Source organism: Vibrio superstes (assembly GCF_003569005.1).
Taxonomy (GTDB): domain Bacteria; phylum Pseudomonadota; class Gammaproteobacteria; order Enterobacterales; family Vibrionaceae; genus Vibrio; species Vibrio superstes.
In genome coordinates this window covers 464,091-478,653 of sequence record NZ_BCUR01000004.1, presented here as the reverse complement: position 1 = coordinate 478,653, position 14,563 = coordinate 464,091, and the positions used below count along the sequence as shown (strand labels likewise).

The 14,563-nt window shown below is 47.7% G+C and carries 9 protein-coding genes; 7 read left to right on the top strand and 2 right to left on the bottom strand.

The features are described from left to right. The first annotated feature begins 2 nt into the window (after window positions 1-2). The 7 genes from D5I41_RS10210 to D5I41_RS10180 all read left to right on the top strand — a co-directional run bounded on the left by D5I41_RS10210 (window position 3) and on the right by D5I41_RS10180 (window position 10,421). Window positions 3-1,472, top strand: coding sequence for a glutamate synthase subunit beta (locus D5I41_RS10210; protein ID WP_119009707.1), 1,470 nt, complete (start codon window positions 3-5; stop codon window positions 1,470-1,472). A 236-nt stretch (window positions 1,473-1,708) separates the two neighbouring features. Further along, window positions 1,709-6,172 carry a glutamate synthase large subunit gene (gltB, locus tag D5I41_RS10205; RefSeq protein WP_119009706.1) on the top strand — a complete coding sequence of 1,488 codons (4,464 nt, stop codon included), beginning with the start codon at window positions 1,709-1,711 and terminating at the stop codon, window positions 6,170-6,172. Between the two features lie 26 nt (window positions 6,173-6,198). Further along, complete coding sequence (locus D5I41_RS10200) at window positions 6,199-7,611, top strand: FAD-dependent oxidoreductase (RefSeq protein WP_119009705.1); 1,413 nt, start codon at window positions 6,199-6,201, stop codon at window positions 7,609-7,611. 9 nt (window positions 7,612-7,620) lie between these two features. Beyond that, window positions 7,621-8,046 (top strand): DUF1499 domain-containing protein, encoded by a 426-nt coding sequence (locus D5I41_RS10195; protein ID WP_119009704.1) that lies wholly within the window; start codon window positions 7,621-7,623, stop codon window positions 8,044-8,046. 125 nt (window positions 8,047-8,171) lie between these two features. Continuing rightward, a complete protein-coding gene (gene mtnN, locus D5I41_RS10190) occupies window positions 8,172-8,873 on the top strand; it encodes a 5'-methylthioadenosine/S-adenosylhomocysteine nucleosidase (RefSeq protein WP_119009703.1) in 702 nt (233 codons plus the stop codon). Continuing rightward, window positions 8,873-9,487, top strand: coding sequence for a trimeric intracellular cation channel family protein (locus D5I41_RS10185; protein ID WP_017243583.1), 615 nt, complete (start codon window positions 8,873-8,875; stop codon window positions 9,485-9,487). Before mtnN ends, D5I41_RS10185 begins: the two co-directional genes overlap by 1 nt. Window positions 9,488-9,554: 67 nt before the next feature. After that, on the top strand, window positions 9,555-10,421 hold the full coding sequence (locus tag D5I41_RS10180) for a LysR family transcriptional regulator (RefSeq protein WP_119009702.1): 867 nt from the start codon (window positions 9,555-9,557) through the stop codon (window positions 10,419-10,421). Here the strand turns inward: D5I41_RS10180 and D5I41_RS10175 are convergent. Together D5I41_RS10175 and carB are read right to left on the bottom strand one after the other, a co-directional pair. Continuing rightward, window positions 10,336-11,130, bottom strand: a complete 795-nt coding sequence (locus tag D5I41_RS10175; RefSeq protein ID WP_119009701.1) for a TSUP family transporter — start codon at window positions 11,128-11,130, stop codon at window positions 10,336-10,338. The genes D5I41_RS10180 and D5I41_RS10175 overlap by 86 nt on opposite strands. Before the next feature lie 202 nt (window positions 11,131-11,332). Then, window positions 11,333-14,563 (bottom strand): carbamoyl-phosphate synthase large subunit, encoded by a 3,231-nt coding sequence (gene carB / locus D5I41_RS10170; protein ID WP_119009700.1) that lies wholly within the window; start codon window positions 14,561-14,563, stop codon window positions 11,333-11,335.

The following is a 14,563-nucleotide window of genomic DNA, read 5'->3' as shown; positions in this document are numbered from 1 at the left end:
TCATGGGTAAGCCTACTGGATTTATGGAGCACGGTCGCGAGCTTCCACAAAAACGCGACCCATCTGTTCGTATCGAGGACAACAAAGAGTTTGTACTCAACGAAGAGTTCGGTGAAAAGATCAATACTCAGGCATCACGTTGTATGGACTGTGGCGTACCTTTCTGCCACAGCGGTTGTCCAATCGGTAACATCATCCCTGAGTTCAACGATGCAGTTTACCGTGACAGCTGGGAAGAGGCTTGGAACATTCTAAGCTCTACCAACAACTTCCCAGAGTTTACGGGGCGAGTCTGTCCGTCTCCATGTGAAACAGCGTGTGTATTAGGGATCAACCAAGACCCTATTACTATCTGTAACATAGAGAAGACGATTGTTGAGCGTGCCTACAAAGAAGGCTATGCCAAGCCTAAGAAGCCTCGTGCTCGCACAGGCAAGAGCGTTGCAATCATTGGTAGTGGTCCTGCTGGCCTATCCGCGGCTGAGCAGCTAAACAGTGCTGGTCACTGCGTGACGGTATTTGAACGTGATGAGAAAGTAGGTGGTCTACTGCGTTTTGGTATCCCTGACTTTAAACTAGGCATGGATATCATCGACCGTAAGATTAACCTTATGGCTGAAGCTGGTGTGAAGTTCGAAGTGAACGCTCACATTGGTGTTGATATCAACGCTCAGCAATTACGCCAAGACTTTGACGTTGTGTTGCTGACCGGTGGCTCGACTGTACCGCGTGATCTTCCGATCCCAGGTCGCGAACTATCAGGTGTTCATTTCGCTATGGAGTTCTTGGGTCAAAACAACCGTCGCGCTAACGATATGAACCTAAAGGGTGAAGAAATCCACGCTGCAGGCAAACATGTTGTCGTTATCGGTGGTGGTGATACAGGCTCTGACTGTGTCGGTACCTCTAACCGCCATAAAGCGGCGAGCATCACTCAGGTTGAGATCATGCCACTCCCACCAGAGAAACGCCCTGCTAACATGCCATGGCCGCAATACCCAATGATCATGAAAACAACCACTTCTCACGAAGAAGGCTGTGAGCGTCATTGGAACATCCTAACCAAAGAGTTTATCGGCAACGATAAGGGTGAGGTAACCGGTCTACGTATTGCTGATATCGTTTGGCAAGACGCAGCTCCTGGTGAGCGTCCATCATTTAAAGAAGTGGCAGGCAGTGAGCGTGTGATCCCTTGTGATTTGGCGTTCCTAGCAATGGGCTTCTTGCATCCAGAACCAACGGGCGTTTTAGCTCAATTGGACATTAAACTGGATGATCGAGGCAATGTCGCAAGCGAAGGCTTTGCAACAAACCAAAAAGGGGTATTTGCTGCAGGTGATATGCGCACAGGACAGTCTTTAGTTGTTCGTTGTATCAACGAAGGCCGCGAGAGCGCAATCGCAATCGACAAATACCTAATGCAAAACTCTAACCTTGAAGCTAAAGCTGATTCTTTAATGCTTGCTGAATAGTTAGACAGTTAAAAATTTCAATCTTTGGCCAGCCGTAACAACGCTGGCCTTTTTTATATCTCACGTAAACTGCCTCACTGCATCGCTCACTCCTTGACCTTTTTCCGTTTTGGATTTAATTTGTCAAACCCATGCAAAAAAAATGTATCCATAATGTGACATATTTTAGACATTGAACTGCCTAAATATTCATTGGAGATGTCATTGCTAAGGCAATGAGCAAAAGGAGTAATGCGATGGCTTTGTATGATCCGAGCTTAGAACGAGACAACTGTGGATTTGGATTAATCGCCCATATGGAAGGCGAGGCAAGTCATAAATTAGTACGCACAGCTATATCAGCACTGGATAGAATGACTCACCGTGGTGGTATCGCCGCCGATGGTAAAACGGGAGATGGCTGTGGACTGTTGCTGCAAAAACCCGATTCTTACTTCCGTATGATTGCCCAAGAGCAGCAATGGAACCTAGGTAAACAATATGCCGTTGGCATGTTCTTCTTAAGTCGCGACCCTGTTATCAGTCAGCAGTGCAAAGCGGCCATCAATACAGAACTAGGACAAGAGACACTATCAGTCGAAGGCTGGCGAAACGTGCCAACCAACAGCGATGTACTAGGTCCTATCGCATTAGAATCCCTGCCCTCTATTGAGCAAGTCTTTGTTTCTGCACCCGCAGGTTGGAGTGAAAAAGACATTGAGCGCCGTCTATACATAGCGCGACGTCGAATTGAGAAAGTACTCGCTGAGCAACAAGACTTCTATATCTGTAGCCTTTCAACTAAGGTGATCGTCTATAAAGGCCTGTGCATGCCCGCGGATCTACCGCGCTTCTACCTTGATCTCGCAGATCTTCGCCTTGAGTCTGCGATCTGTTTATTCCACCAGCGATTCTCCACCAATACTCAGCCTCGCTGGCCACTGGCACAGCCGTTTCGTTACCTTGCTCATAACGGTGAGATCAACACCATTCAAGGAAACAGACAGTGGGCGAAAGCTCGAGCGTATAAATTTTCTTCTCCATTGTTGCCCGATCTGCAAACCGCCGCTCCATTTGTCAATGAAACAGGCTCTGATTCATCAAGCCTAGATAATATGCTTGATCTCTTCCTCGCTGGAGGCATGGATATCTTTAGGGCCATGCGTATGCTCGTGCCACCCGCGTGGCAAAATCACCCAGATATGGATCCTGACTTGCGTGCTTTCTATGATTTCAACTCTAAGCATATGGAACCTTGGGATGGGCCAGCAGGTATTGTGTTATCTAATGGACGCTACGCAGCCTGTAACTTGGATCGAAATGGCCTACGCCCTGCGCGATACGTCATCACTAAAGACAAGCTGATCACCCTAGCTTCAGAGGTTGGGATCTGGGATTACGCTCCTGACGAGGTGTCTGAAAAGGGGCGAGTTGCTCCTGGCGAACTGCTGGTTGTCGATACCAAAGAAGGCAAATTGTGGCATTCCGACGAAATCGATAACGACTTAAAGAGTCGTCACCCTTATCGTGAATGGATGGAGAATAACGTTCATAAGCTCACCCCCTTCTCTGAATTGAGCAGTGATGAAATCGGACAGCGTAGCCTGAGCAATGACGAGCTTAAGACCTACCAAAAGCAATTCGCCTTCAGCCGAGAAGAGCGAGAGCAAGTTCTTAAGGTTCTCGGTGACATGGGCCAAGAGGCGGTTGGCTCTATGGGTGATGATACGCCTATGGCGGTGCTCTCTTCACGCGAGCGCTTAGTGACCGATTATTTTAGACAGAAATTTGCTCAGGTCACCAACCCTCCAATAGACCCATTACGTGAAAAACACGTCATGTCTCTTGCCACAAGTGTCGGTAAAGAGATGAATGTCTTTAACGAGACGGATGGGCATGCGTATCGAGTCACCTTTGATTCCCCTGTGTTGCTCTACTCTGACATGCAACAACTACTAGAGCTGAATCAGAAACATTATAAGCATCAGTACTTTAATCTATGCTACTCACCCGCTGATCTTTCTCTAGAGCAAGCCATTAGAGCCTTGTGTGATGCCTCGGAGCAAGCGGTGCGTGATGGCGCTGTGTTACTGGTGTTATCCGATAGAAACCTAGAAAAAGGTAAGCTACCTATTCCTGCTGCTATGGCAGTGGGCGCAGTACAAAACCGATTGGTGGAAGCGCAATTACGTTGTGATACCAATATCATCGTTAAAACCGCCACCGCCCGCGACCCTCATCAGTTTGCGGTTCTATTTGGCTTTGGTGCAACAGCCGTTTACCCATACCTCGCCTATGAAATACTGGCAGAGCAAATAGATAAGGGTGGCATCGATAAGCAGTATGCCGAGGTTATGCTGAACTATCGTAAGGGCATAGATAAAGGGCTGTTTAAGATCATGTCAAAGATGGGCATTTCGACCATTGCCTCTTATCGCTGCTCACAACTATTTGAAGCCGTTGGCCTGCATCAAGACATCATTGAGCTGTGCTTTAAAGGGGTAAGTAGCCGTATTCAAGGTGCTCACTTCGATGACTTCCAACAAGACCTGTTTAATCTATCGCGAAAAGCGTGGGCGAAACGTAAAGATATCGAACATGGTGGTCTACTAAAATATGTGCACGGTGGTGAATATCATACCTACAACCCTGACGTCGTTAGCCAACTGCAAACAGCAGTAAAAACAGGGGAAAACCAAGATTATCAAACCTACGCCAATCAGGTAAATCAGCGCCCAGTCTCAACTCTGCGTGATTTAATGCAGCTAAAGAAAGCACAAAAGCCACTGGCCAATGAGCAAGTTGAACCCGCTAAAGAGCTGTTCAAGCGCTTCGACTCTGCAGCTATGTCCATCGGCGCTCTTAGCCCTGAGGCTCACCAAGCACTGGCTCAGGCTATGAACCATCTCGGTGGCTACTCCAACTCTGGAGAAGGGGGCGAAGATCCAAGTCGCTTTGGCACCAACCGCAATTCTCGCATTAAACAGGTCGCCTCAGGACGCTTTGGTGTCACCCCTCATTACCTTACCAACGCTGATGTTTTGCAGATCAAGGTAGCGCAAGGGGCGAAACCCGGCGAAGGGGGTCAGTTACCAGGTCATAAGGTGACCGCTGAAATCGCCAAGCTAAGGCATTCAGTGCAAGGGGTGACCTTGATCTCTCCTCCTCCTCACCACGACATTTATTCTATCGAGGATCTGGCGCAATTGATCTTTGACCTTAAGCAGGTCAATCCAAATGCCTTAGTATCGGTGAAGTTGGTTTCAGAACCAGGTGTAGGCACCATTGCTACCGGTGTTGCTAAGGCTTATGCCGACCTTATCACTATCTCAGGATACGACGGAGGCACGGCCGCTAGCCCTCTGACCTCTGTGAAATATGCTGGCAGCCCATGGGAATTAGGGCTTGCTGAAACCCAACAAGCACTGGTGGCAAATGGGCTTCGCCACAAGATTCGCCTACAAGTAGATGGCGGCTTAAAAACAGGGTTAGACGTTATTAAAGGCGCAATATTGGGCGCTGAGAGCTTTGGCTTTGGCACCGCGCCAATGGTAGCAATGGGCTGTAAATTTTTAAGAATTTGCCACCTTAACAACTGTGCTACTGGCGTAGCCACTCAAGATGAAACCCTGCGTAAGGAATACTTCAAAGGCTTACCTGAAATGGTCATCAACTATTTCACAGGTCTTGCCGAAGAGGTTCGAGGTTATCTGGCCGAATTGGGCGTAGAGAAGCTAACAGATTTGATTGGTCGCACCGACTTACTTGAGGTTGTCGAAGGCTTTACCGCTAAGCAAAGTAAGCTTGATCTCAGTGATATCCTTGAGACTCCAATCTCTCCTACGGGTGCGCCTGTATTCTGGTCTGAACCGAACAAGCCGTTTGATAAAGCCTTCCTCAACCAAACTATCGTTGAAGAAGCACTAGCAGCGGTTGAAGCTAAAGCGCCGTTGAATCTTTATTATGACGTGAAGAATACCGACCGCTCTATTGGCGCTCGTCTTTCTGGTGAGATTGCCAAGCGATATGGTAATGCAGGCGTCGCAGGCTCTCCTATTTGCTTAAACCTAAATGGCACAGCAGGACAGTCTCTGGGGGTTTGGAATGCTGGAGGCGTGAACATTAAGCTCACTGGCGATGCCAACGACTACGTGGGTAAAGGCATGGCTGGAGGCAAGATCTCCATCCGACCTCATTTAGGTTCAGCCTTTGAAAGCCAGCAAGCGGCCATTATCGGTAACACCTGTTTGTACGGTGCAACGGGTGGCAAGTTGTTTGCGGCAGGGCGAGCAGGAGAGCGATTTGCGGTACGTAACTCTGGCACTATTGCGGTGGTCGAGGGGGCGGGTGACAATGCCTGCGAATATATGACAGGTGGTATTGTCGCCATTTTAGGGGCAACTGGCGTGAACTTTGGCGCAGGTATGACGGGCGGTTTCGCTTACGTATTTGACCATAACCAAGACTTCCAAGGTCGAGTGAACCAAGAGTCTGTAGAGGCTATCTCTCTTGAATCTTTGGTTATTCACCAAGAGCACTTGCGAGGCTTAATTGCAGAGCATCTTGAAGAAACGGCGTCTTCTCATGCAGAGGCTATCTTGGGGAATTTCGATCATTGGATACCAAGGTTCTACCTGATCAAACCAAAGGCTGCAGATTTGAATACCTTGCTAGGGCACCAAAGCCGTAGCGCCGCTGAACTAAGGGTTCAAGCTCAGTAATGAGCTCGAAGTAAGGATACTGAGTTATGAGTCAGAATGTTTATCAATTCATCGATGTAAGTCGTGTCGATCCGGCGAAGAAACCATTGAAGATCCGCAAGATAGAGTTTGTGGAGATCTATGAACCCTTTACCAAGCAGCAAGCCAGTGCACAGGCGGATCGATGCCTAGATTGTGGTAACCCCTATTGTGAGTGGAAATGCCCCGTTCACAACTATATCCCTCAATGGCTAAAACTAGCCAATGAAGGACGCATCATTGAGGCAGCAGAGCTGTCTCATCAAACCAACTCATTACCTGAAGTATGCGGACGAGTCTGCCCTCAAGATAGACTATGCGAGGGCTCATGCACCCTAAATGATGAATTTGGCGCGGTCACTATTGGCAACATTGAAAAATACATCACCGACAAAGCCTTTGAGATGGGTTGGAAGCCCGATATGTCGAATGTCGAATGGACAGACAAGACCGTTGCCATCATAGGTGCGGGTCCAGCGGGCTTAGCGGCTGCAGACATCTTGGTTCGCAATGGCGTTAAGGCTGTCGTTTATGACCGCTACCCTGAAATCGGCGGACTTCTTACCTTTGGCATCCCCTCCTTTAAGCTAGAAAAAGAAGTGATGCAAAACCGACGCAAGATATTCACTGAAATGGGCGTTGATTTTCAGCTCAATACAGAAGTTGGCAAAGACATCTCTATGGATGAGCTCATCAATAAACATGACGCTGTCTTTTTAGGTGTTGGCACTTATAAGAATATCCGAGCGGGTTTGGACAATGAGAATGCCAATGGCGTTTATGATGCCCTGCCATTTTTGATCTCCAACACCTATGACGTTATGGGGTTTGAGGACAATCACCCACTTGTCAGCATGCAAGACAAGCGAGTGGTTGTGCTTGGTGGTGGCGATACGGCGATGGATTGTGTACGCACCTCCATTCGTCAAAATGCCAGCAACGTTATTTGTGCCTATCGCCGTGACGAAAAGAATATGCCTGGCTCACGACGTGAAGTGAAAAATGCGCGCGAAGAAGGCGTTGATTTTCAGTTTAACTTGCAGCCACTGGGAATTGAAGTCGATGACAATGGCAATGTCACAGGCGTCAAAGTAGTAAAAACCACCCTTGGTGAACCCGATGACGCAGGCCGTCGCCGCCCTGTCGAGGTTGCTGGCAGTGAACACGTGTTAGCGGCAGATGCAGTGATTATGGCCTTTGGTTTTCAACCCCATGCTATGGACTGGTTAACACCTCATGGTGTTGATTTGGACCAATGGGGAAGAATTAAAGCCCCTGCCGAACAAGCGTTTGCCTTTCAAACCTCTAACCAGAAGATCTTCTCTGGTGGCGATGCCGTAAGAGGGTCTGATTTAGTGGTAACGGCTATTGATGAAGGTCGCAAGGCTGCCGATGGCATACTCGACTTCCTTGATATATAGAGAGATAAGATGTTCAAAATATTCACATTAGCCTTAGTCGCAACAACGCTACTTGGCTGCAGTAATGGAGAGATAACCATGCAAGACCGAAGTGCACAGCCTTGTGGTGACAAACCCAATTGTGTATCAACGCAAGATAGCCGTGAGGAGTTTACACTAGCGCCCTTTACGCTAACGCAAAATGCCAGCTTGGACGACATTGAAAAAGCGGCATTAAGTCTAGGACGCGCAAAGACCGCAGACAAAGATCAGGACTATTTGCGGATCGAGTACACCAGCCGAGTATTCCGCTTTGTGGATGATCTTGAGCTTCGAATCGATGGTAACACGCTGATTGTTCGCTCAGAATCTCGCACTGGGCACTCGGATTTTGGAGTGAACCGCAAGCGTGCTGACGCACTTCGTGAAGCGCTGAAACAAGCAGGATTAATTTGATACCCGTCGAACTCAATAGCGGATTAAAATACTGAGTTCGATGGGTATAAAACTCTCCTCCCTAATACTCCTATGCTACAATCTCGCTCTATCTACATAGCTATATTGATCAGAGCGAGATTTTCATGAAAGTCGGCATTATCGGCGCGATGGAACAAGAAGTTGCCATCCTAAAACAATCTATCAACCAAATGAAGGAAGAGAAAAAAGGTGGCTGTACCTTCTTCTCTGGCGATATCGATGGTGTTGAAGTCGTTCTACTTCAATCGGGCATCGGTAAGGTGGCGGCAGCAGTAGGTACAACGCTACTGATCAGTGAACATCAACCTGACGTCATCATCAATACTGGCTCTGCGGGCGGTTTCGATTCGACACTAAACCTAGGTGATGTGATTATCTCCACAGAGGTTCGCCACCACGATGCCGATGTCACAGCGTTTGGTTACGAAATTGGCCAAATGGCTAGCCAACCTGCGGCATTTAAAGCGGATGAAAACCTAATTAATCTAGCGCAATCTGCACTGGATAAAATGAGTGACCAACATGCGGTTCATGGCCTAATTTGTACTGGCGACACCTTCGTCTGCACAGCTGAAGCCCAGCAACGAATTCGTACAAACTTCCCTTCTGTTATTGCTGTAGAAATGGAAGCCTCTGCGATTGCACAGACCTGTCACCAATTTGATGTACCCTTTGTTGTAGTTCGCGCTATTTCTGATGTAGCAGACAAAGAGTCACCAATGAGCTTTGAAGAATTCTTACCGCTAGCAGCAAAAAGCTCGTCTGAGATGGTTCTTAACATGTTGTCATTGGTTAAAGCTGCGTAATGAGCCTGCTGTACTTTATCGACCTGTTTGGTACCGCGATCTTTGCGATTTCAGGAGTACTGCTAGCAGGTCGATTAAGAATGGACCCTTTTGGGGTGATGGTTCTGGCATCGGTGACCGCCATTGGTGGCGGGACTATCCGCGATATGATGCTTGGCGCAACGCCGGTCTTTTGGATCGGCGATACCAGCTATATCTGGGTGATTATAATCACTAGCTTAATCACCATGCTGATTGTGCGACGCCCCAAGCGCGTGGCTTGGTACCTGCTCCCGGTGTGTGATGCCATAGGTTTAGCCGCTTTCGTCGGCATTGGCGTTGAAAAAGCACTGACCTACCAAGACTCTCACTTAATTGCAGTGATGATGGGCGTACTCACGGGATGTGGCGGTGGTATCTTGCGTGATATTCTCGCTCGCGAAATCCCTATGGTACTTCGTAGTGAAGTCTACGCCACAGCCTGTATGGCTGGAGGAAGCATGCACGTAGGTTTGTTGATGCTTGGGTTAAGCTCTACCAGCGCCATGTTAGGTGGTATCGCGGTAACCCTATCCATACGCTTAGCCGCCATTCGTTGGCATTTATCTTTGCCCACCTTTGCCCTCAATCGATAACACCTTGTAGCATAAGGCTGACAGCACTACACTGTCAGCTATCTATTCCACATTTTCACGACTAAGCATGCTACTCGAAGGTATCGAAACACTGTTGGTGTTAAATAAAGAAAAAACCATGAGTCGCACTGGCTCTCAGCTTTATATTAGCCAATCAGCCGTAAGTAAACGCATCGCAAATCTTGAAAAGAAGTTAGACAAAAAGTTGGTTGAACCCGACGGTAGACTCATTCGCTTAACACCAGCGGCAGAGGCATTAATTCGTAATGTCGGCCCTACTTTTATTGAGCTGCAAGGCCTAATCAGTGACGAGCAAACCCTATCATCCGATGCCATCATCAAAATGGACTGCTCAGAAACCTTGTTATCAGGTTACCTGTCCACTCAAATAGAGTACTTTAGGGCAGTAGATAGAGCCCTATCTATCACTACCAACCATACCCCAAGAATCGTAGAGAATGTACAGTCAGGAAGAGCAACATTAGGCTTGTGTGCAGGATACCTGCCCAAGCGCCATGGTTTAAAAACCTTCCATCTATTTGATGAGCCTTTCTTTGTAGTCAGTGGTAATCATCTAACTAACTTGCCCACAGGCCTTATCTGCAACGATCTGATCAACCCAGCCAATACTTATCAATTGGAATATTTAAGTGCACTTGGGGTATCCCCATTAATGGAAATGGACTCTTATACGGCGGCGGCTAGACTTGCGCTGGGCGGACTTGCTCCCGCTCTGATCCCTCAGTCAATCATTAAGACACTCAACATTGCCCCACAACATATATTCGAGTTTGAAGAGTTGCAGTCTTTAGTGCGTCCTGTTCACCTTTGTATTCGCGCCAAATCACTTAAAAATGAAAGAGTGAAAACACTGATTGAAACCATTGCTGATGCTGTTCCCAGAGCAGCTTCAGAGCCATCGTCATTGACATAAAGATCACCAATGGGCGAATCCATTTTTGCCCCTTGGATACCACCACCTTAGCGCCAAATCGAGCACCGATAAATCCGCCAACAGCCATAACCAGTCCTATTTCCCAAATAGGCAGACCCGCTAAAATAAAGAAGGTCAGCGCGGCAATATTTGAGGTAAAGTTCAATACCTTGGTTCTAGCGGTCGCATCCACTAATGAGAAGTGCCCAATAGCCACAAAGCAAACCGTAAAGATTGATCCTGTGCCAGGTCCGAAGAAACCATCATAAAAGCCAACGCCACCGCCGATCATTAAGGCAAACATCGCCTCAGACATCGTCTGCTTACCGGTAGATTCACGCGTCTGCGGTGCCAATAAAAAGTACAGAGAAATCAAAATCAGTAGCGCAGGGATAAGACTGGTTAGAAGACTAGCATCAATATACTGTACTGCTTCAGCGCCGATTGCCGCACCAACAAAGGTACACCCAATCGCAAGGCGCATCTCTTTTAGGTTAACCAGACCGTTACGAACAAAATAAAAGCTGGCAGAGAAACTGCCAAATGAGCTCTGAAGCTTATTCGTGGCAAGGGCTTGCGTTGGGGGTACACCTGCTGCCAATAGAGCAGGTAGTGTCAAAAGTCCGCCACCACCTGCCATAGCATCGATAAACCCCGCTATGCCGGCAACAAAAAATAGAAATGTAAGAACCTCGAAGCTGACTTCCATGTATAGGGGACCATCTGATAATGTTAGGGCGCTACAGTATCATTGTGACTAACGTCACAATAGCGAATTCTGCGCAAGCAACTCATTCCAAAAATTCATCAATTAACAAGCGACAAACAGAAAAAAGCCCGCATAAAGCGGGCAAATGAGGTTGTCATGGCGGAGGCTATACCCCCGCCTATTTATTATTTTTAAATCGTTGTTACGCTAGGCTAGATTTAACCTTTGCATGCAGTTCTTGTACTGACGTTACGCTAGTCTTAGCGTCCGCAGTGTGACCCATGCAAGTAGCAAATGCTGCGTTTAGCGTTGTAGTGTAGTTCACCTTCTCAGCTAGAGCGCCACGACGAAGTACCTTAGAGTCTTCAATCGCTTGACGGCCAGCTGCAGTGTTCACGATGTAGGTGTACTCATTGTTCTTGATACGGTCAAGAATATGAGGACGGCCTTCGTGTACCTTGTTCACTAGACGCGGGTTAATACCAGCTTCACCAAGGATCACTGCAGTGCCGTGAGTAGCGTCTAATTGGTAGCCAAGCTTAGTTAGCTTAGAGGCTAGGTCAACGACACGCTCTTTGTCACCTTCACGAACAGAAAGAAGCGCACGGCCACCTTCAGGGTAAACATTGCCACAACCCAGTTCAGCTTTAGCGTAAGCCTCTGCAAACGTTGCACCAACACCCATAACCTCACCAGTAGAGCGCATTTCTGGGCCTAATAGTGGGTCAACGCCAGGGAATTTGTTGAATGGCAGTACCACTTCCTTCACTGAGTAGTAAGGTGGGATGATTTCTTTAGTAAAGCCTTGAGACTCTAAAGATTGACCCGCCATAACACGCGCTGCAATCTTAGCGATTGGTGCGCCAGTTGCTTTAGATACGAATGGAACGGTACGTGCTGCACGAGGGTTAACCTCGATTAGGTACACTTCATTGTTCTTAACCGCAAACTGCGTGTTCATAAGGCCGCGAACACCCAACTCGAACGCTAGCTTTTCAACTTGCTCACGCATTACGTCTTGGATTTCTTGGCTTAGCGTGTATGCAGGAAGAGAACATGCTGAGTCACCAGAGTGAACACCCGCTTGCTCGATGTGCTCCATGATACCGCCGATAACAACGCGCTCACCATCACAGATGGCATCCACGTCTACTTCAACAGCATCATCTAGGAAGCTATCAAGTAGTACTGGGGATTCGTTTGATACGCTTACTGCTTCGTTGAAGTAGCGACGTAGGTCTTGCTCGTCGTATACGATTTCCATCGCACGACCACCTAGTACGTAAGAAGGACGTACAACAAGTGGGAAGCCGATTTCGCGAGATTTCTCTACCGCTTGCTCCATGGTTGTTACTGTCGCATTCTCTGGTTGAAGTAGGCCTAGACGGTCTACAGCAACTTGGAAACGCTCACGGTCTTCTGCGCGGTCGATAGCGTCTGGGCTAGTACCTATGATTGGTACGCCAGCAGCTTCAAGAGCACGAGCCAGTTTAAGTGGTGTTTGACCACCGTACTGAACGATAACGCCTTTTGGTTTCTCAACACGAGCGATTGCTAGTACGTCTTCCAGAGTTACTGGTTCGAAGTACAGACGGTCAGATGTATCGTAGTCTGTAGAAACAGTCTCTGGGTTACAGTTAACCATGATGGTTTCATAACCATCTTCACGCAGTGCTAGAGATGCGTGTACACAACAGTAATCAAATTCAATACCTTGGCCGATACGGTTTGGACCGCCACCTAAGATCATGATCTTGTCTTTGTCTGTTGGGTTCGCTTCACATTCGTCATCGTAAGATGAGTACATGTAAGCAGTATCAGATGAGAACTCCGCAGCACAGGTATCAACACGCTTATAAACAGGGTGGATATCGTACTGGTCGCGCAAGCGACGAATCTCGCTTTCAGATACACCAAGAAGCTTAGATAGGCGAGCGTCAGCAAAGCCTTTGCGCTTCAATTGGTTTAGAGCATCTTTATTAAGACCAGCAAAGCCGTTTGCCTTAACTTGTTGCTCTAGGTTTACTAGGTCTTCAATTTGAACTAGGAACCAACGGTCGATTTGTGTCAGGTTAAATACACCATCTACAGACATACCGGCACGGAATGCATCCGCTACATACCAAATACGCTCAGCGCCTGCTTCTTTCAGCTCATGACGAATCTTAGTCAGGGCATCAGGTGCATCTAGGTCAACCATCTCATCAAAACCCGTCGCGCCAACTTCTAGGCCACGCAGTGCTTTCTGTAGAGATTCTTGTTGGTTACGGCCGATAGCCATCACTTCACCAACAGACTTCATCTGTGTGGTTAGACGGTCGTTAGCACCTGCAAATTTCTCGAAGTTAAAGCGAGGAATCTTAGTAACTACGTAGTCGATTGTTGGTTCGAATGATGCTGGCGTTGCACCGCCAGTGATGTCGTTTTGTAGCTCATCTAGGGTATAACCCACAGCCAATTTCGCTGCAATCTTAGCGATTGGGAAACCTGTTGCTTTAGAAGCTAGAGCTGAAGAACGAGATACACGTGGGTTCATCTCGATGATAACCATACGGCCATCTTTCGGGTTGATACCAAACTGTACGTTTGAGCCACCTGTCTCTACACCAATCTCACGAAGTACTGCAAGAGACGCATTACGCATCAATTGGTATTCTTTATCCGTTAGGGTCTGAGCTGGTGCTACTGTGATTGAGTCACCGGTGTGGATACCCATAGGGTCAAAGTTTTCAATCGCACACACGATGATGCAGTTATCCGCTTTGTCGCGAACCACTTCCATCTCGTACTCTTTCCAACCGATAAGAGATTCATCGATAAGAAGCTCGTTAGTCGGAGATAGGTCCAAACCACGACGACAGATGTCTTCAAATTCTTCTTTGTTGTACGCGATACCGCCACCCGTACCGCCCATAGTGAACGATGGACGAATGATACAAGGGAAGCCAACCATGTCTAAAACTTTGTAAGCTTCTTCCATAGTTTTTGCAGTATCAGCAGTTGGACACTCAAGTCCGATTGATTTCATCGCTTTATCAAAGCGAGAGCGGTCTTCTGCTTTATCAATCGCATCAGCCGTTGCACCAATCATCTCTACACCGAACTCTTCAAGAACGCCGTGCTTTTCAAGGTCTAGTGCACAGTTAAGCGCGGTCTGGCCACCCATAGTAGGTAGGACTGCATCTGGGCGCTCTTTAGCGATGATGTTACGTACTACTTCCCACTGGATTGGTTCGATGTATGTTGCATCGGCCATGTCCGGGTCAGTCATGATAGTTGCTGGGTTTGAGTTAACTAAGATTACTCGATAGCCTTCTTCACGAAGTGCTTTACACGCTTGTGCGCCAGAGTAGTCAAACTCACACGCCTGACCGATTACGATCGGGCCAGCACCTAGAATCAGAATGCTTTTAATGTCATTACGTTTTGGCAT

What these genes read in the sequence shown, in the direction of transcription:
- carB (WP_119009700.1), bottom strand. Translation starts at nt 14,563, where the DNA reads ATGCCAAAACGTAATGACATTAAAAGCATTCTGATTCTAGGTGCTGGC.
- D5I41_RS10210 (WP_119009707.1), top strand. Translation starts at nt 3, where the DNA reads ATGGGTAAGCCTACTGGATTTATGGAGCACGGTCGCGAGCTTCCACAA.
- D5I41_RS10195 (WP_119009704.1), top strand. Translation starts at nt 7,621, where the DNA reads ATGTTCAAAATATTCACATTAGCCTTAGTCGCAACAACGCTACTTGGC.
- D5I41_RS10180 (WP_119009702.1), top strand. Translation starts at nt 9,555, where the DNA reads ATGCTACTCGAAGGTATCGAAACACTGTTGGTGTTAAATAAAGAAAAA.
- D5I41_RS10185 (WP_017243583.1), top strand. Translation starts at nt 8,873, where the DNA reads ATGAGCCTGCTGTACTTTATCGACCTGTTTGGTACCGCGATCTTTGCG.
- D5I41_RS10200 (WP_119009705.1), top strand. Translation starts at nt 6,199, where the DNA reads ATGAGTCAGAATGTTTATCAATTCATCGATGTAAGTCGTGTCGATCCG.
- mtnN (WP_119009703.1), top strand. Translation starts at nt 8,172, where the DNA reads ATGAAAGTCGGCATTATCGGCGCGATGGAACAAGAAGTTGCCATCCTA.
- D5I41_RS10175 (WP_119009701.1), bottom strand. Translation starts at nt 11,130, where the DNA reads ATGGAAGTCAGCTTCGAGGTTCTTACATTTCTATTTTTTGTTGCCGGC.
- gltB (WP_119009706.1), top strand. Translation starts at nt 1,709, where the DNA reads ATGGCTTTGTATGATCCGAGCTTAGAACGAGACAACTGTGGATTTGGA.